Here is a 16,881-nt window from a genome sequence, read left to right as displayed (position 1 = left end):
CAAAATTGCAATCGGCCCCGTTTGAAAGGACCTCTCCCCCATGGCATTTCTGTCTCGGACCGGCCCCCACCACGGCACGGCCTCCCCGCCGCCGTTTGACCGGGCGCGGCTTATTCAATGGCTGATTTTTCTGGTCACGGCCTCGCTGATGCTGGCGCCCGCGCTGCCTATCCTGTTGCAGGTGGTCGTAGATCGCCCCCTCTATGCGGATGACTGGCAGTTCACCCTTGGCAATATTGCGCAGATCTTTCAGTCAGAGCGCATCGGCCGCGTTGCGCTGACCACCGGGCTGTTTGCGCTCTTTAGTGTGATTATCGCCGAGGTGCTGGGTATCGCCGCCGCGCTGCTGATCGGACGGACGGACATGCCGGGCCGTAAGGTGATGGGCGATGTCTTGATGTGGCCGCTCTACCTGTCGCACCTTATCTTTGCGCTGGGCTGGGTGATCATCTACGGCCCCTCAGGATTTGTGACGCAGTTGATTGCCCAAAGCACCGGAGAAGTGCCGTGGAACCTCTATTCCATTGCGGGCATGTCGGTGGTGGCCGGGATCAGTCAGGCTCCGCTGGCCTATCTCTACTGTCTTTACGGGGCGGTGCGGTCAGTGGATTCCACACTGGAGAGTGCCGCGCGCACCACGGGCGCTGGCCCACTGCAAGTGCTGCGCAAGGTGACGCTGCCGCTGATGATCCCATCGATCATCACCTCCACGGCGCTCAATCTGGTGATTGCGGTGGAGACCCTGTCGATCCCGCTGTTTCTGGCCCGACCGGCGCGGATCGATACCCTGTCGACCTTTCTTTATGCCGAGGGCATTGCGGCCTCCAATCCCAATCACGGGCTGGTTGCGGCCTCATCGCTTCTGTTGATGACGCTGGTTGGCTCCACGCTGATGCTGCAACGCATGCTGCTGCGCCATGGCCACCGCTATGAGACCGTAAAGGGCAAGGGCTCGCGCCCGATGGTGCTGGGACTGGGCAAGTTGCGCTGGCCACTGGCGATCCTGTTCGCAACGGTGCTGATAACCACCGTGGTTGTGCCGATTGCGGGCATCATCTTGCGGGCCTTCACGTCCTTTCTGTCGCCATTGGTGCCGGTGTCTAAGGTGCTGACACTCAACAATTTTGATAAGCTCTTTGCAGATGAGGCCAACATCCGCGCGATCTGGAACACGGTTGAAATTGCGCTGCTGTCTGCGGGGTTGGGCACGTTGCTGGCGGTGGCGGTGGCGCTGGTGATCCAGCGATCCGATTTTCGCTTTGCCGGCACGCTGGAGGCATTGGCCTATTCGCCGCGTGTGGTGCCGGGCATGATCACCGGTCTTGGCGTGTTCTATGCTGCGGTGATCCTGCCGCCGATGGGCTGGCTCCGCGGCAATATCGGTATCATCGTGGTGGCCTATGTGATGGCAACCCTGCCGCTGGCGATGGGGGTGATCCAGCCTGCGATCGTGCAGATCGGGCGGGATCTCGACCGGGCGGCGCGCACGGTGGGTGCGGATTGGAGCGATGCCATGCGCCTCATTCTGTTGCCGCTGCTGAAACCGGCGCTGTTGGGCAGTTTCATCCTGCTTTTTGTGTTCCACCTCAAATCCTACATCATCGCCATCTTCCTGATGGCACCGGGGCTGGAGGTCATGGGCGTGTCGATGCTGTCGCTCTGGACCAATGGTGACGTGGGCGTGCTTGCGGCCTTTGCCACCTTCCAGATCGTGCTGGTCGCCACGCTGCTGCTCCTCGCCCGCTTCCTCTTCAAGGTTAAGATCTATGACTGAACTTGTTCTCTGTGATGTGTCTCGCCGATATGGCGCGGCGCTGGCCATCGACTCGCTGAACCTCACGGTGTCTGAAGGCGAATTCCTGACGTTTCTTGGTCCCTCGGGCTGCGGCAAATCCACCACGCTGGCCTCCATCGCTGGGCTGGACCAGCCGACCGGCGGGCGGATCACCTTTGGTGATCGGGTGCTGGTGGATGCGGATACTGGCGCCTATCTGCCACCCGAAGCGCGCGGATTTGGCGTGGTGTTCCAGAGCTATGCGCTCTGGCCGCATATGACAGTGGAAAACAACGTCGCCATGTCGCTCAAATTGCGCAAAGTCCCAAGTGCCGAGCGCAAAAAGCGGGTGGCCGAGGCACTGGAGCTGGTAGAGCTGGGCGGCCTGGCGAAACGCTATCCGGGCGAGCTTTCTGGTGGCCAACAGCAACGGGTCGCACTGGCGCGCGCGATCGTCTTCCGCCCGCCGCTGTTGTTGCTGGATGAACCACTGTCCAACCTTGATGCGCAGCTGCGCCAGCAGGCGCGGGTCTGGCTCAAGGATATTCAGCGCGAGCTGGGCCTGACAACGATCTACGTGACCCATGATCAGGACGAGGCGCTGGCCATGTCGGATCGCATTGTGGTGATGCGCGGTGGCAAGGTGATCCAGCTTGGCACCCCAAAAGATATCTACCGCGACCCGCAGCATCCTTTTGCTGCGAGCTTTATCGGCAATGCGAACCTGCTGGAGGTGTCCGGCGGCGCGGTGGCAGAGCCGGGAGCCTGCACTGTTACGCTGGCCGATGGGCAGCCGATCCATGGCCGTGCGCCGGTGGGCGGGCTGGTCTCGGGCAAGCAGTTGCTGGCGGTGCGCCCCCATCTGATCCGCCACGAGGCCTGCGCGGCTGCGTCGGAAATCACGGTCGAGTTCGGCGCTGAGAGCTATCTTGGCGATCATTTTGAACAGGACGTGCATGTGGCCGGGATCACCCTGCGCCTGAGCGTCGAAGAGCCACAGCCGCGCGGCACCGGGCGTATCTGGATTCGTCAGCAGGACGCGGTGGTGTTTTGTGCGGATAGCTAAGCTGGGTGGTTGAGACCTGAGAGAAATCTGCCCGCGGTGTTTTAAACACCGCGGGCAGTTTCATTTTCGACCTATTGCTTGGGCGGCGGCGAGGCCAGAACCGGGGCAAGGCTGTCGACAAAAACATCCATGAAGTCACGCACGACCCGTGGCACGCTGACGGCACTGGGGAAAAGGATCGACAACCGGTGGTGAATTTTGGGCTCGAACGGCTTGATAATAATGCCAGAATCTCGAAACCCTTCGGCATCAAGCGCGCTCACCACAGACGCGCCGACACCTTCGCGCACCATCAGGCAGGCAGATGTGAACTGCCGCACCTCCACAAGGCTGTTCATCTCGGTCTCATATTCAGCAAAGGCGCGCGAAAGGCGGCGATAAAAGCCACTGTCGCGCCGTGTGTGGATGAGTTTCTCTTCGGCCAGATCACGCGGAGTAATGACGGGCTTGTGCGCAAGCGGATGCCCTTTGGGCAGAATGCAGGCGGAACGCACAAAGAGATCAATGCTCTCGGTTGCCGGGTGACCGGCGAAATCATCGGTGATGCCGCAGTCGTACTGCTCGCCAATGATCCATTCCAGAATGCGCTCGGGGCGATCCGGCTCCAGCGCCACGGTGACGCCGGGGCGTTCTTTTAGAAATCGTGCAAGGATCTGTGGCAGGTGCGAAGTGGCAAAGCCGGGCAGGCAGGCAATCCGCATGTGTCCGCCGGTGCGTTCCTTGAGATCGCGGCGCAGATCTTCGAGGTGATCCAGACCCGCTAGGATGCGGCGCACCTCGGTCAACAAGTGCCGAGAATCGCTTGTGGGTTCCAAAATTCCGCGACGGCGCTGGAACAATTCGAGGTCCATCGAGGCGGAAAAATCAGAAATCAACCGGCTGACAGCGGGCTGTGAAATCCCCAGCATCTCTGCCGCTTTGGTGATGCTTCCGGTCTCCGCGACCGCTTTGAAAGCCTGAAGTTGGCGTAATTTGAACTGCACTCTTGCATCCTTGTTGCGGTTGATGGTCGAGGGGTGATGAGCTGTTTATAATATTGTGTTATGACATTGTTGTGAAACTTTCACTTGAATTATGTTTCTTCCTGTCAAATGCTGCCCGCGAATGACCTGAGGAGGATAAAACGATGGGTGTTTCAAAAATCGCATTGACCTGCGCCTTGGCAACGGGCCTGACCGCCGGTGCCGCTTGGGCCGAGACTGAAATTCAGTGGTGGCACGCCATGGGCGGTGCCAATGGCGAGCGCGTGGACAAGATCGCAGCCGACTTCAACGCCAGCCAGTCCGACTACAAGATCGTGCCCACCTATAAGGGCAACTACACCGAAACCATGACCGCCGCCGTGGCGGCCTTCCGCGCCGGTGAGCAGCCGCATCTCGTGCAGGTGTTCGAGGTCGGCACCGCCACGATGATGGCCGCCAAGGGTGCGATCTACCCAGTCGAGCAGATGATGGCCGACGCGGGCGAGCCGTTTGACAAATCCGACTATCTGCCGGCGGTGATCTCCTACTACCAGACCCCCGAAGGGGAACTGCTGTCGATGCCCTTCAACAGCTCCACCCCGGTGATGTGGTACAACGCCGATGCGCTGGAGGCTGCGGGCGTCGATGTTCCCGAAACATGGGATGACGTCAAAATCGCCGCACAGGCGCTGGTCGACAACGGCATGGAGTGCGGCCTGTCCTTTGGCTGGCAGTCCTGGGTGATGATCGAGAACTTCTCCGCGTGGCACAACATGGAGATGGGCACCAAGGAAAACGGCTTTGCCGGGTTTGACACCGAATTTGTGTTCAACAACGACAAGGTTGAGGCCCGTCTGGACGACATCGCCTCCATGAGCGAGGGCAACCTGTTCAAATACGGTGGCCGTCGCGGCGACAGCCTGCCGCTGTTCACCAATGGCGAATGCGGCATGTGGATGAACTCTTCGGCCTATTACGGCTCCATGGTCGAACAGGCGAAGTTCAAGTTCGGTCAGACCATGCTGCCGCTCGACACCTCCGTCGCGGATGCGCCGCAGAACTCCATCATCGGTGGCGCGACCCTCTGGGCGCTGGCCGGTCACGAAGCTGAGGAATACAAAGGTCTGGCGAAGTTCATGACATATCTGTCCTCGGCTGAGGTGCAGGCCTGGTGGCATCAGGAAACCGGCTATGTTCCGATCACCACTGCTGCCTATGAGCTGAGCAAGGAGCAGGGGTTTTATGACAAAAACCCCGGCACCGACACTGCGATCAAACAGCTGAGCCTCAACATGCCGACGCCGAACTCTCGCGGCATTCGTTTTGGCAACTTCGTGCAGGTGCGCGACGTCATCAACGAAGAGCTCGAAGCGCTCTGGGCTGGTGATAAGACCGCTGCCGAGGCGCTTGATACCGCAGTGGAACGCGGCAACGCGCTTCTGCGCAAGTTTGAACGCTCCGTGAAGTAATCGCCCACGGCTCTCCCCGGTCTTGCAGTGATGCAGGGCCGGGGAGGGCCGATTTTTATCCTTTTCCAGAAAGGACCCCGAGGCGCCTATGCTGAAACGCGTCCATTTCCCCTCATCCCTGTTGCCCTACCTGCTGGTCGCGCCGCAAATCGCGATCACTTTGGTCTTTTTCATCTGGCCCGCCAGTCAGGCGGTCTATCAGTCGTTCCTGATCGAGGATGCCTTTGGTCTGTCGACCGAATTCGTCTGGTTCGAGAACTTCGAGCTGTTGTTCGAGGACGACATCTATCTGGCCACCTTTGGTCGCACGATCTTCTTCTCCGCTGCCGTGGCGATCCTGTCGATGTCGATGGCGCTGATCCTTGCGGGTTTTGCCGACCGGGTCGTGCGCGGCGCGACGGCCTATCGCACACTCCTGATCTGGCCCTACGCGGTGGCGCCGGTTCTGGCGGGTGCGCTGTGGGTGTTCATGTTCAACCCGACGCTGGGGATCTTTCCCTATATCCTCGATTTTGTCGGCGTGGACTGGAACCACTACCTGAACGGCAATCAGGCGATGGCGCTGGTGGTCTTTGCATCCGCATGGAAGCAGATCGCCTATAACTTCCTGTTCTATCTTGCCGCGATGCAGTCGATTCCGCGCTCGGTGATCGAGGCCGCCGCCATTGATGGCGCAGGCCCGATCCGCCGGTTCAAGGATTTCATCTTCCCGCTGGTGTCGCCGACCACGTTTTTCCTGCTGGTCATCAACGCGGTCTATGCGTTTTTTGAAACCTTCGGCATCATCCACGCGGTGACGCAGGGCGGGCCTGCGAACTCCACCACCATCCTCGTCTACAAGGTGTTCAACGACGGCTTTGTCGGCCTTGATCTGGGTGGCTCTGCCGCTCAGTCGGTGATCCTGATGGTGCTGGTCATTGCCATGACCGTGGTTCAGTTCCGTTTTGTCGAGAGAAGGGTGCAGTACTGATGGTTGAAAATCGACCCATCCTGAACATCGTCAGCCACATCGTCCTGATCCTCGGCATCGCCATCGTGGCGCTGCCGATCTGGATCACCTTTGTGGCCGCCACCCATGACGCGGTGCGCATGACACAAGCACCGATCCCGCTCCTGCCGGGCAGCCATTTCTGGGAAAACTTCCAACAGACGCTGTTTGGCTCCGGTCTGTCGGGCACCGAGATTGCCCCGGTCTGGCGGATGCTTCTGAACTCTCTGGCGATGGCGATGATGATCTCGCTGGGCAAGATCGCGATCTCGCTGATCTCGGCCTTTGCTATCGTCTACTTCAAGTTCCCGTTCCGCATGGGCTTCTTCTGGCTGATCTTCATCACCCTGATGCTGCCGGTGGAGGTGCGCATCCTGCCCACGTTTGAGGTGGTCGCGGATCTTGGCATGCTCAACAGCTATTGGGGGCTGTCGGTGCCGCTCATCGCCTCGGCCACCGCGACGTTTATGTTCCGGCAGGTGTTCTTGACCATCCCGGACGAGATGCTCGAAAGCGCGAGGATCGACGGGGCAGGGCCGATGCGGTTCTTCTGGGACATCGTGATCCCGCTCAGCCGCACCAATATTGCGGCGCTCTTTGTGATCCTGTTCATCTACGGCTGGAACCAGTACCTCTGGCCCTTGCTGATCACCACCGACACCGACATGACCACCATTGTCATGAGCATCAAACAGATGCTGGAGGCCGCAGAGCAATCCCCGCAATGGAACATCATCATGATGACGGCCCTTCTGGCGATGATCCCGCCGGTCTTTGTCGTCGTCGCAATGCAGAAGCTCTTTGTTCAGGGCCTCACCGAGACAGATAAATAGGCATCCCACATGGCAAGCATTACCCTCAAGGATCTGGTGAAATCTTACGGTGACACCGAGGTCCTGCATCACATCGACGGCGCGATCAACGATGGCGAATTCGTCGTGATCGTCGGCCCGTCGGGCTGCGGTAAATCCACCCTCTTGCGGATGATCGCGGGGCTGGAGACCGTGACCTCTGGCGACATTCAGATCGGCGACCGGGTGGTCAATAATCTGGAACCCGCCAACCGCGACATCGCGATGGTGTTTCAGAACTACGCGCTTTATCCGCATATGTCGGTGCGTGAAAACATGGGCTACGGCCTGAAGATCCGCGGCAACAGCAAGGCCGACATCAACCGCCGCGTCGAAGAAGCCGCCGCGATCCTCGAAATCGGGCCCTACCTTGACCGCAAACCCCGGCAGCTGTCGGGCGGGCAACGGCAGCGGGTCGCCATGGGGCGCGCCATCGTGCGCGATCCGCAGGTGTTCCTGTTTGACGAACCACTCTCCAATCTGGATGCCAAGCTGCGGGTGCAGATGCGCCTTGAGATCCGCAAGCTGCAACAGCGCCTTGGCGTGACCTCGATCTACGTGACCCACGATCAGGTGGAGGCGATGACGCTGGGCGACCGGCTGATGGTGCTGAATGGCGGCTATGTCGAACAGTTCGGCACGCCCATTGAACTTTATGATCGCCCCGCCACGCTCTTTGTTGCGGGTTTCATCGGCTCTCCGTCGATGAACTTCCTGCCTGCCGAGGTCGCCTCGGGCATGGTGACGCTGGCCAATGGCGCGCGCCTTGCGGGTGGGGGCACCGCTTCGGGCGAGGTGACGCTGGGCCTGCGCCCGGAACACCTGATCGCCGATGAGACGGGTCCCATCGAGCTCAATGTGCAGCTTTGCGAACAGCTGGGTGCGATCACATTGCTGCATGGCCATCTGAGCGGCACTGATGTGGAATGTGTGGCCAGCATGCCCGGTCACGTATCCGCAGCGCCCGGAACGCTGATGCGCTTTGCCATTGCGCCGGAACATCTGCATATGTTCGACACGCAGACCGGTAAACGAGTGGACGCATGAGTCATTTTCCCCAAATCGACGCCTATCGTGGCGAAGCCGGGCTGATCCGAGTGATCGGCCATCGTGGTGCCCGTGGTGTCATGCCTGAAAACACGCTGGAGGGCTTTCGCTTCACCTTCGACATCGGCGTCGACGCGCTGGAGTTCGATGTGGTGCTGTCTTCGGACGGTGTGCCAGTGATCACCCACAATCACGCGCTGTCGCCAGCGGCGGTGCGCGATGCCGGGGGCGCTTGGATCGCACAGGACGACATTCAGGTCGCGGATCTGCCACTGAGCGAGTTGCGCCGCCTCGATGTGGGTGGGCTCGACAGCCGGTCCACCTATGGGCGGCGGTTCCCCGATCAGGCGTTTCTGAGCGGGGTCCGTATCCCCACGCTCGCTGATCTATGCGCGCTGGTGAAAGAGCCGCAATATGAACATGTTGCCCTGCTGCTGGAGCTCAAGACCGATCTGAGCGATCCGGATATTGCGGCAATCCGCGTGCAGCAGGTCTCGGCTGTGGTGGAGGTCGTGCGCGCCCATGGGCTGAGCGCGCGCACTGCGCTGCATAGTTTTGACTGGGCGCTTCTGGACGAATGCCGCCGGCAGGCCCCGGAGATGCCGACCTCCTATCTGTCCGAGGCCCCGCGCGGAACAGAAGGCGAGCAACCAGCAGGTGTCACCGATGTGACTGCCCTGCCTGAAGTGGTCGCCAAAGCCGGTGGTCAGATGTGGTGTCCGTGGTTTCAGGACGTCACCCCGGAGCTGCTGGCACAGGCCCGCGCGCTGTCGCTTCCGGTCACCGTCTGGACTGTCAATGAGACCGCCGATATCGAAGCGATGATTGATGCGGGTGTTGATGGGATCGTGACGGATTATCCGGGCCGGGTGCAGCGTCTTTTGCTGGAGCGCGGCTTGCGCTGGAGCGAACGTGTCCCGACACCCGCCATCGCGACATGAGGGATATGAGCACAATGATCGGCACCGACTGGGCGTTTCAACGATATGAGAGCGTGCGCGCGACACTGCCGGATGCACGTTTTACCGCCCGTTCGCGCGCGGGACAGGATCTGGGTGATACCGTCGATGCGTATGATGCCTATATTCTCGATGCCTTTGGCGTGCTGAACCGAGGCGAGACCGCCATCGACGGCGCGGTCGAACGCATGGCAGCACTGCGCGCCTTGGGCAAACGGCTGGTGGTGCTGACCAATGCCGCCAGCTACACGCGCGCGGAGGTGCTGGCCAAATATCACCGGCTCGGCTTTGATTTCACTGCATCCGAGGTGGTTTCCAGCCGCGACGTGGCCTTTGCCGGGCTGCCGACGCTGCCCGAGGGCACTTGCTGGGCTGCTGCGGCGGCCCCGGAAGATGACTTTAACGATGCGCCCTCGGGCGCACAGATTGCACATCTCGCGGACAACCCGGACCTGTTGCAAACCGCCGGGGGCTTTTTGCTGCTGTCATCCGCGCGCTGGGATGCGGCCGACACAAAGGCGCTGACCGACGCGCTGCTGGAAAATCCGCGCCCGCTGGTGGTGGCCAATCCCGATCTGGTGGCCCCGCGCGAAGAGGGCCTGTCGCTGGAGCCGGGCCTCATCGCGCATGACATCACCGAACGCACTGGCGGCAAGGCGATGTTCTTTGGCAAGCCCTTTGGCAATGCCTTTGACACCGCGTTGGCGCGGCTGGCGGACATTCCTCGCGCCCGTATCGCCATGGTGGGAGATACGCTGCACACGGACGTGCTGGGTGGCGCTGCGGCGGGGATCGGATCTATTCTGATAACCGATCACGGGCTGTTTAGCGGCCATGATGTCGCGCCTTACATAGAGAAGAGCGCAATTCGACCGAGCTGGATCGTCGCAACGACGTAATCTCGTCAAAAAACGTCGGGCGAAGGTTCGACCATACGCGAGGGCGGAACACAGGATTGACGGCATTTTTGATACAGATCGCGGGCGCGGCAGCGCTCTTGCTGTGGGCGGTGCGACTGGTGCGCACCGGTGTGGAGCGGGCGTTTGCCACGCAACTCAGACAAGGCCTGAGGCGGGCGTCGGATAACCGGTTGCTGGCGGCAATCTCGGGGCTGGTGTCGGCCATGCTGCTACAAAGCTCTACTGCCGTTGCGATGCTGGTCTCAAACTTTGCCAGCAAAGGCGCGCTGAGTGCAGCGGTAGGGGTGGCGATGCTGCTCGGTGCGGATCTGGGGTCCGCATTGGTGGCGCAGATCCTGCTGGCCCGTCCCGGCATATTGGTGCCTGCACTGCTGCTGGTGGGGGTTGCCCTGTTCTTGCGCAGCAACCAGCGCAAGCTGCGCCAGACTGGCCGCATCCTGATCGGACTGGCGCTGATCTTTGTCTCGCTTGATATGCTGCGCACGGCCACGGCACCGATTATCCAGAGCGAGGGCGCAGTGGCCGTCCTTGGCTATCTCGACAGTGATTTGCTGACCGCCTTCCTGCTGGGTGCGGTCTTTGCGTGGGTGGTGCATTCCAGCGTTGCAGCCATCCTGCTGTTTGTAACCATGGTGGCGCAGGGGGCGCTGCCGCCGATGGCAGCGATGGCAATGGTTCTTGGGGCCAACCTTGGTGGCGCCATGATCGCATTTGTGCTGACCTTGGCGGCCGATGTGCGCGCCCGCCGTATCGTGAGCGCCAATCTCGCGCTGCGCGGTGGTGGCGCCTTGGCTGTGTTGCTTGCGCTCAATTTGGATGCGCTTGATCCCACATGGCTGGGGCAGGGCGCGGCGGTACAGGTGATGGGGCTGCATCTGGCCTTTAACCTTGCGTTGTGCCTGCTGGCGCTGCCGTTTGTCGGCCTCATTGCCCGTATGAGCAAAGGCGTGATGCGTGATCCCACCGTTCAGTCGCTGGGGCGCGGGATGAGTGCCTTGGACCCTGCCGCCCTTGAAGATCCGCCGCGCGCACTTGGCTGCGCTGCGCGGGAACTGTTGCGGATGGGTGAGGTCATCGAGAAAATGCTGGTCGCCGCCATGGGCCTTTATGAGGTCTGGGACGACCGCGTCGCCAGTGCGATCCGTGACGAGGACAAAGCGCTGCGACAGATGCATCTGGACCTCAAACTCTATTTGGCGGGGATGAACCGTCACAAGCTGGATGACAGTGCCGTCAATGGCGCGATTGAGGCGTCGCTGATGGCGGCCAACCTTGAGGCCGCCGCCGATCAGGTGGCGCGAAAAATGACCGATCTGGCCCGCAAACTGTCGCATGAGGGGATCAGCTTTTCCAAAAGTGGCAAGCAGGAGATCGACGATTTTATGGACCGCATTCAGGCCAACGTACAACTGGCGCTGACGGTGATGATGACGCGCAACCCTGATGATGCACGCGAGTTGGTTGCGGAGAAAGAAAGCATCCGCACCGCAGAGCAGAGACTACAAAGCAAACACCTGACACGCCTGCGCGAAGGCGTGAGCGAAAGCATTGAGACCAGCGCCATTCATCAGGAAACCTTGCGCATCCTGAAACAGGTCAATACCTCCTTTGCGATGGCAGGCTATCCGATCCTCGATGAATCTGGTGATTTGCTCTCAAGCCGTTTGTCCTCACAAGGGTAGCAATCGGCAGCCCCTTTGGTATCGGGCTGGAACGGGCGCGGACCTGCGTGGCATGCATTCAATAAGGATTTGAAAATGAGAGATTTCCCCAAGATTTGGTTCTTGCGGCATGGTCAGACCGAATGGAACGCTGAACAGCGCGTGCAGGGGCAACTGGAATCTGATTTGACAGAATTGGGCATCGCGCATGCGCATCGGCAGGCGGAGTTGATGGCGCCTATTCTGCGCGATCAGCGACCGCCCTGTCTGGTCTCGCCGCTGCGCCGCGCCCAGCACACGGCGCGTATCGCACTTGGCACGCAGAGCTTCGTGACCGAGCCTGCATTGGCAGAAGTCTATGCAGGTCAGTTTCAGGGGCTTACCCTTCAGGAAATCGCCGCGCGCTATCCTGAAATCGATGCCCGCGTTGACACCCACCTCGATCTGTTTTGCGCCGCGCCCGAAGGCGAGGGATTTGCCGCGCTGCACGACCGCATTCTGGGCCTCTTGCAGCGTCTGGAGGCCCCTACCGTATTGGTTGCGCATGGGCTGCTGGGGCAGGTGGTGCGCGGATTGATATGCGGGCTGGAGCGTGACGAGATGGCGGCCCTGCCCAATGAACAGGGCTGTGTCTATGTGCTTGAAGAGGGGCGCGAAACCGTGTTGCGCTGAAGGTTGTCACATTTTCTCAAAAAACCTTGCGATGCCCTCTTGCACTTTCCCTCAGCATTCTCTAAATCCCCGCTCACCGGGTCGTTAGCTCAGTTGGTAGAGCGCTTCGTTTACACCGAAGATGTCGGGAGTTCGAGCCTCTCACGACCCACCATATCCTCAAAGTTTCAGATCAACTTTGCGACGTGTGCGCAAAATAATTGAGCCTAAAACGCGGCACGCAAGCCTACGCTTGGCGGTGTTGCGAACTCGCGCCTTAGGCCTGACGGCCAGCTTCGTTAGGCTGGCAACTATCCTGGCCGGTTGTCGAAGCAGAAGCTTGGACAAGTACTTGATATTAAATCAAATTGGATCGCTGCAAGGCAGCTTTGAGCCGAGTTTGAAAAATGCTGCGCTTTGCGCAAAGGACTGCTTCCTGATGGCAGGGAAAATCCAACGAACGCGTGTAGACAACGACTTTATGTTTGGCCAATGTCGTCCGAAATGTAGCTACCCGTATCAAGGTGCCAACCAAGTTGCTTTAAATTAGGGCCACCTCAATATGCGATCTTTGCTACTTATCTTCGTGATGGTTGGTGCGGCGAACGCACAAACAGGAAACTCTCAGGCGACCGAGAATTTGATTTCAATTCTTAGCCGATCAATGGATCAAGAGACGCCAGCATATTTGCAGATCGGCGACGGGCCTTGTTGGGAGGCAGTTATTGAAGTGATTGATGGAGACCTGACTTTTGGCGGCGGACAAGGGCCTGCGCCACGCATTTTTGCGGATCAATCAGGTCCGATGCTCTTGCTAGACGGTGCGTCTGATCAGGTCGGTGGCGAGAGCTACTTGGTATTGCGAGCCAGCGAAGCAACCACTGATCCGACCGGAACAATCCTCAGGCCTGTGGCGCTGTGTCGAGATGCTGAAGGCGCGCCACGATGCACTGGAAAGATCGGAGGATTGCGGCAATTCTCGCTTCGCGCATCGTCTGATAACATTTGCGAATAACGTCGGAAACTCTATCGAGCTCAACTGAATTGATGACCTCAAGACCGGGACGGGTGATCGCAAGACTGTGAAAAAAATTCGCAAGCCTTTCTGCGTCTGCCAACGCGGCCATTGGCGCAGTTGCAGCAAAAGCCCGGTTTTCCCGCAGCCCTTCAAATCTGTGATGTTCTTGGCTGCATCGTAAGCGAAGGTTGGCGTCTCGTAGTCCTCATGCGGCGTCGGGTCGCCGATTGGCTCGCAACTGTGTTTATGCACCGGGTGTCCGAGCTCAGAACATCCTGATCCAGAACCGGCGCCGCTTGCAATCTGTGCGAGATCTGCAATAAGCCCCGCCATCCGGTCGCAGCCTACCCGGACATCAAAACAAGGGCCTCAAAATGAAAACACTTGTCATCTGCTCAGGCGGACTCGATTCCGTGTCGCTTGCGCATATCACAGCCAATGAGCATCAGCTCACCCGGCTGGTCTCCTTCGACTATGGTCAACGCCACCGCAAGGAGGTCGACTTTGCCGAAGCGGCTGCCAAGCGGCTCGGCGTGCCGTTCCACCTGATCGACATGCGCGGCATCGGTGGAGCGCTGACAGGCTCCGCCTTAACCGACGATATCGACGTACCCGACGGGCATTACGCCGAAGAAACGATGAAAATCACCGTTGTGCCAAACCGGAATGCGATCATGCTGTCGATCGGCTTTGGCATCGCTGCGGCGCAGGGGGATGCGGCTGTGGCCACCGCCGTGCATGGCGGCGATCACTTCATCTATCCAGACTGCCGCCCCGGTTTTACACGCGCTTTCGACGCCATGCAGCAGGCGGCGTTGGAGGGGTATGCCGATGTCCGGCTGCACACGCCCTTTGTTGAACACAGCAAAGCCGAGATTGTCCGTCAGGGCGCGCGGCATGGCACGCCCTTTGCCGAGACGTGGTCTTGCTACAAAGGTGGCGCGTTCCATTGTGGGCGCTGCGGCACCTGTGTGGAGCGGCGCGAGGCCTTTCATCTGGCCGGGGTTAGTGACCCCACCACCTATGCTGACCCGGAGTATTGGACCACGGCGCTCGCCACGCGAGGGGAAAGCTGATGTTTCGCATTCGTAAGGAATTCCACTTTTCGGCCAGCCATCAGTTGAGCCATTTGCCCGACGACCACCAATGCGCGCGCCTGCATGGGCACAACTATATCGTGGTGGTCGAGCTGGCCGCCGAAACCCTCAACACTGAGGGGTTTGTGCGCGATTACCACGATCTGAAGCCGCTCAAGACCTATATCGATGACACCTTCGATCACCGGCATCTGAACGATGTGCTGGAGGGCCCCTCGACGGCGGAGAACATGGCGAAACATTTCCATGACTGGTGCGCCGCACGCTGGCCCGAGACCCGTGCCGTACTGGTCAGCGAAACGCCAAAAACATGGGCGGAATACCGGCCATGACCCTGCGTATCGCCGAGATATTCGGCCCAACCATTCAGGGCGAAGGCGCGTTGATCGGAGAGCCCACCGTCTTTGTTCGTGCTGGCGGGTGTGATTATCGGTGCAGTTGGTGCGACAGCCTGCATGCCGTAGAGAGCCAGTATCGCCATAGCTGGGCACCGATGGAGACCGATGCTGTCTGGGCCAAGGTACACAAGCTCTCGGGCGGGCAGCCCCTGACGGTGTCGCTGTCCGGGGGCAATCCGGCCATTCAGGATTTTGGCCCGCTCATCACCAAGGGCAGGGCGGTTGGCTACCGGTTTGCCTGTGAAACCCAAGGCTCTATCGCCCGGCCGTGGTTCGCCGAACTTGACACGCTGGTCCTGTCGCCCAAACCGCCATCAAGCGGCGAGAACGTGGACTGGGATGCCTTCGACAGCTGCCGCACCATCGGTGCTGGCGCGCGACAGCAGGTCATTAAGATCGTGATATTCGACGAGACCGACTACCAGTGGGCGCGCGAGGTCCACAGACACCACAGTGATCTTGCCCTCTATCTTCAGCCCGGCAATCCCGAGGTAGATCCCGCGACCCCGGTCGACCTGCAAACACTGGCCAACCGTCTCGGCTGGCTCACTGAAAAAGCGATGGCCGATGGCTGGTTCGCCCCCCGCATCCTGCCGCAACTGCATGTCCTGATCTGGGGCAATAAGCGCGGTGTCTGACGTGATGGAGACTCTGATGTCCGAAGATATCTACAGCAACCTCAAGCAACTCGGCGGCGAGACCCGCATCCCCGCCAGCCCCGAAGAGGCGGAACTTGAGCGCGTGCCGAACCCGCAGGCCGATGTGGCCTATAACGTGCGTTTCACCGCGCCGGAGTTCACCTCGCTCTGCCCAATGACCGGTCAGCCGGACTTTGCCCATCTGGTGATCGACTATGTTCCCGGTCCTTGGCTCGTCGAGTCGAAATCGCTCAAACTGTTTCTGACATCATTCCGCAACCACGGTGCGTTTCACGAGGATTGTACGATCTCTATCGCGCGCCGTCTGGCCGAATTCCTCGACCCTCAATGGTTGCGGATTGGTGGCTACTGGTATCCGCGCGGGGGCATCCCGATCGATGTGTTCTGGCAGACCGGACCACTGCCGGAAGGCGTATGGATCCCCGATCAAGGCGTGCCGCCTTACCGAGGCCGCGGCTGAGGGTTGCATATTGGCCCTACGCGTCGCGGACAGACCGTAGCAACAGCGGGCGCGGTTTGTGCAAGTTGCATGGTCGGGCCTTTTGATATGAAAGAGCAAACGCCGCCCTACAGAAGGGCGGCGCAGGGCAGCACGGCACGGTCAGGTCTCGGCGCGATAGTCAAGCAGAGGCTCAAACCCGCCCCACATCATGCGCATGCCGTCAAAAGGCATTTCGGGAATGTCGGGATTGTCCTTGTCCTCATCCATCATTTTGATGGCGTTTAGATAGGTTTCCCGGTCCGGCCATGTGGTCCAGCCGATGACCGGAACCTCACCGTCCTGTGCCTTGGTTGCGCGGAAGAAATCGGTTCGTTGGCCCTTGGGGATGTCTGTGCCCCAGACTTCGGTAATACTAGACGCACCGCCGCTGTGAAACATCTGCCAAATCGGTTCGATCATGGCCTCATACTGCGACTTGTTGGCTTCGGGCACGGCGAGCAGGAAGCCCTGATAATAGCCGGTGTCGGGCGTGTCGCCGGCCGCAAAGAGCGGGGAGAAGCCACCAAAGATCATGCGAGAGCCATCAAAGGGCATCTCGGGCAGATCTTTCATGGCGGGGTCGTTTTCCATCTTCTGCCATGAGGCATCCGCAGTCGCCTTGTCGGGCCATTCCATCCAGGAAAACACCACCGTTTCATCGTCCTGCGCGGCCACCGCCTGATAGAAATCGGTGACTTTTCCAGTTGGCACTTCGCTGCCCCAGGTCTCCACCATGCGCAAGGCACCATAGGAGCGAAACAGCGGCCAGGCGGCCTTGGCATGTTCTCGATATTTGTCCTTGTTGGCCGTCGGAACCGCGACCAGCGCACCTGTGTAATAGCTCATGTTTTATCACCTCTCAAAAATGAACAGGCAGGCG

17 protein-coding genes and 1 tRNA gene are annotated in these 16,881 nt (G+C 59.9%); 16 read left to right on the top strand and 2 right to left on the bottom strand.

The genetic code is table 11. The annotated features are described in order from the left end of the window. The first annotated feature begins 40 nt into the window (after positions 1 to 40). On the top strand, positions 41 to 1,774 hold the full coding sequence (locus K529_RS09235) for an ABC transporter permease (protein WP_005666128.1): 1,734 nt from the start codon (positions 41 to 43) through the stop codon (positions 1,772 to 1,774). After that, positions 1,767 to 2,840 (top strand): ABC transporter ATP-binding protein, encoded by a 1,074-nt coding sequence (locus K529_RS09230; RefSeq protein WP_046002346.1) that lies wholly within the window; start codon positions 1,767 to 1,769, stop codon positions 2,838 to 2,840. Before K529_RS09235 ends, K529_RS09230 begins: the two co-directional genes overlap by 8 nt. Positions 2,841 to 2,911: 71 nt before the next feature. Here the strand turns inward: K529_RS09230 and K529_RS09225 are convergent, their stop codons facing one another. Beyond that, a complete protein-coding gene (locus K529_RS09225; RefSeq protein ID WP_005608100.1) occupies positions 2,912 to 3,823 on the bottom strand; it encodes a LysR substrate-binding domain-containing protein in 912 nt (303 codons plus the stop codon). Positions 3,824 to 3,966: 143 nt separating this feature from the next. Here K529_RS09225 and ugpB point away from each other — a divergent pair, with 143 nt between their 5' ends. The 14 genes from ugpB (at position 3,967) to queF (ending at position 15,980) form a co-directional block, all read left to right on the top strand. Then, the gene (ugpB, locus tag K529_RS09220) at positions 3,967 to 5,271 is read left to right on the top strand and encodes a sn-glycerol-3-phosphate ABC transporter substrate-binding protein UgpB (protein ID WP_005608096.1); all 1,305 of its coding nucleotides are present in this window, start codon (positions 3,967 to 3,969) and stop codon (positions 5,269 to 5,271) included. Positions 5,272 to 5,359: 88 nt separating this feature from the next. Continuing rightward, positions 5,360 to 6,241 carry a sn-glycerol-3-phosphate ABC transporter permease UgpA gene (gene ugpA / locus K529_RS09215; protein WP_005608093.1) on the top strand — a complete coding sequence of 294 codons (882 nt, stop codon included), beginning with the start codon at positions 5,360 to 5,362 and terminating at the stop codon, positions 6,239 to 6,241. Continuing rightward, positions 6,241 to 7,092: a sn-glycerol-3-phosphate ABC transporter permease UgpE gene (gene ugpE, locus K529_RS09210; protein WP_005608091.1), complete on the top strand. Its 852-nt coding sequence runs from the start codon at positions 6,241 to 6,243 to the stop codon at positions 7,090 to 7,092. The genes ugpA and ugpE overlap by 1 nt, the downstream gene beginning before the upstream one ends. Before the next feature lie 9 nt (positions 7,093 to 7,101). Next, positions 7,102 to 8,157 carry a sn-glycerol-3-phosphate import ATP-binding protein UgpC gene (locus K529_RS09205; protein WP_046002345.1) on the top strand — a complete coding sequence of 352 codons (1,056 nt, stop codon included), beginning with the start codon at positions 7,102 to 7,104 and terminating at the stop codon, positions 8,155 to 8,157. Next, positions 8,154 to 9,098 (top strand): glycerophosphodiester phosphodiesterase family protein, encoded by a 945-nt coding sequence (locus tag K529_RS09200; protein ID WP_005682184.1) that lies wholly within the window; start codon positions 8,154 to 8,156, stop codon positions 9,096 to 9,098. The genes K529_RS09205 and K529_RS09200 overlap by 4 nt, the downstream gene beginning before the upstream one ends. A gap of 14 nt (positions 9,099 to 9,112) precedes the next feature. Then, positions 9,113 to 10,015 (top strand): HAD-IIA family hydrolase, encoded by a 903-nt coding sequence (locus K529_RS09195; protein ID WP_198528105.1) that lies wholly within the window; start codon positions 9,113 to 9,115, stop codon positions 10,013 to 10,015. 56 nt (positions 10,016 to 10,071) lie between these two features. Further along, positions 10,072 to 11,718, top strand: a complete 1,647-nt coding sequence (locus tag K529_RS09190) for a Na/Pi cotransporter family protein (protein ID WP_046002343.1) — start codon at positions 10,072 to 10,074, stop codon at positions 11,716 to 11,718. A gap of 75 nt (positions 11,719 to 11,793) precedes the next feature. Beyond that, positions 11,794 to 12,369, top strand: a complete 576-nt coding sequence (locus tag K529_RS09185; RefSeq protein ID WP_005622866.1) for a histidine phosphatase family protein — start codon at positions 11,794 to 11,796, stop codon at positions 12,367 to 12,369. A 78-nt stretch (positions 12,370 to 12,447) separates the two neighbouring features. Beyond that, positions 12,448 to 12,523: transfer RNA gene (locus tag K529_RS09180), tRNA-Val, on the top strand. 387 nt (positions 12,524 to 12,910) lie between these two features. After that, positions 12,911 to 13,363 carry a hypothetical protein gene (locus tag K529_RS09175; protein ID WP_005622865.1) on the top strand — a complete coding sequence of 151 codons (453 nt, stop codon included), beginning with the start codon at positions 12,911 to 12,913 and terminating at the stop codon, positions 13,361 to 13,363. A gap of 377 nt (positions 13,364 to 13,740) precedes the next feature. Then, a complete protein-coding gene (gene queC, locus K529_RS09170) occupies positions 13,741 to 14,442 on the top strand; it encodes a 7-cyano-7-deazaguanine synthase QueC (RefSeq protein WP_005622864.1) in 702 nt (233 codons plus the stop codon). Then, complete coding sequence (queD, locus tag K529_RS09165) at positions 14,442 to 14,795, top strand: 6-carboxytetrahydropterin synthase QueD (protein WP_005622863.1); 354 nt, start codon at positions 14,442 to 14,444, stop codon at positions 14,793 to 14,795. Before queC ends, queD begins: the two co-directional genes overlap by 1 nt. Beyond that, positions 14,792 to 15,499 (top strand): 7-carboxy-7-deazaguanine synthase QueE, encoded by a 708-nt coding sequence (gene queE / locus K529_RS09160; protein ID WP_005622862.1) that lies wholly within the window; start codon positions 14,792 to 14,794, stop codon positions 15,497 to 15,499. Before queD ends, queE begins: the two co-directional genes overlap by 4 nt. 16 nt (positions 15,500 to 15,515) lie before the next feature. After that, positions 15,516 to 15,980, top strand: a complete 465-nt coding sequence (queF, locus tag K529_RS09155; protein WP_005622861.1) for a preQ(1) synthase — start codon at positions 15,516 to 15,518, stop codon at positions 15,978 to 15,980. A gap of 141 nt (positions 15,981 to 16,121) precedes the next feature. On the opposite strand, the gene K529_RS09150 is transcribed toward queF, so the two are convergent. Next, positions 16,122 to 16,847 (bottom strand): DUF1428 domain-containing protein, encoded by a 726-nt coding sequence (locus K529_RS09150; protein WP_005622860.1) that lies wholly within the window; start codon positions 16,845 to 16,847, stop codon positions 16,122 to 16,124. Positions 16,848 to 16,881: the final 34 nt, after the last annotated feature.

Origin of the sequence: Tritonibacter mobilis F1926, assembly GCF_000376545.2 — a bacterium.
In the GTDB taxonomy this organism is placed as follows: domain Bacteria; phylum Pseudomonadota; class Alphaproteobacteria; order Rhodobacterales; family Rhodobacteraceae; genus Epibacterium; species Epibacterium mobile.
The sequence above is the reverse complement of the archived record's forward strand: the minus strand, read 5'-3'. Positions and strand labels throughout refer to the sequence as shown.

Excerpts from the sequence above, each read along its gene's own strand:
- K529_RS09235 (WP_005666128.1), top strand. The coding sequence starts at position 41 with ATGGCATTTCTGTCTCGGACCGGCCCCCACCACGGCACGGCCTCCCCG.
- K529_RS09230 (WP_046002346.1), top strand. The coding sequence starts at position 1,767 with ATGACTGAACTTGTTCTCTGTGATGTGTCTCGCCGATATGGCGCGGCG.
- ugpB (WP_005608096.1), top strand. The coding sequence starts at position 3,967 with ATGGGTGTTTCAAAAATCGCATTGACCTGCGCCTTGGCAACGGGCCTG.
- ugpA (WP_005608093.1), top strand. The coding sequence starts at position 5,360 with ATGCTGAAACGCGTCCATTTCCCCTCATCCCTGTTGCCCTACCTGCTG.
- ugpE (WP_005608091.1), top strand. The coding sequence starts at position 6,241 with ATGGTTGAAAATCGACCCATCCTGAACATCGTCAGCCACATCGTCCTG.
- K529_RS09205 (WP_046002345.1), top strand. The coding sequence starts at position 7,102 with ATGGCAAGCATTACCCTCAAGGATCTGGTGAAATCTTACGGTGACACC.
- K529_RS09200 (WP_005682184.1), top strand. The coding sequence starts at position 8,154 with ATGAGTCATTTTCCCCAAATCGACGCCTATCGTGGCGAAGCCGGGCTG.
- K529_RS09195 (WP_198528105.1), top strand. The coding sequence starts at position 9,113 with ATGATCGGCACCGACTGGGCGTTTCAACGATATGAGAGCGTGCGCGCG.
- K529_RS09185 (WP_005622866.1), top strand. The coding sequence starts at position 11,794 with ATGAGAGATTTCCCCAAGATTTGGTTCTTGCGGCATGGTCAGACCGAA.
- K529_RS09175 (WP_005622865.1), top strand. The coding sequence starts at position 12,911 with ATGCGATCTTTGCTACTTATCTTCGTGATGGTTGGTGCGGCGAACGCA.
- queC (WP_005622864.1), top strand. The coding sequence starts at position 13,741 with ATGAAAACACTTGTCATCTGCTCAGGCGGACTCGATTCCGTGTCGCTT.
- queD (WP_005622863.1), top strand. The coding sequence starts at position 14,442 with ATGTTTCGCATTCGTAAGGAATTCCACTTTTCGGCCAGCCATCAGTTG.
- queE (WP_005622862.1), top strand. The coding sequence starts at position 14,792 with ATGACCCTGCGTATCGCCGAGATATTCGGCCCAACCATTCAGGGCGAA.
- queF (WP_005622861.1), top strand. The coding sequence starts at position 15,516 with ATGTCCGAAGATATCTACAGCAACCTCAAGCAACTCGGCGGCGAGACC.
- K529_RS09150 (WP_005622860.1), bottom strand. The coding sequence starts at position 16,847 with ATGAGCTATTACACAGGTGCGCTGGTCGCGGTTCCGACGGCCAACAAG.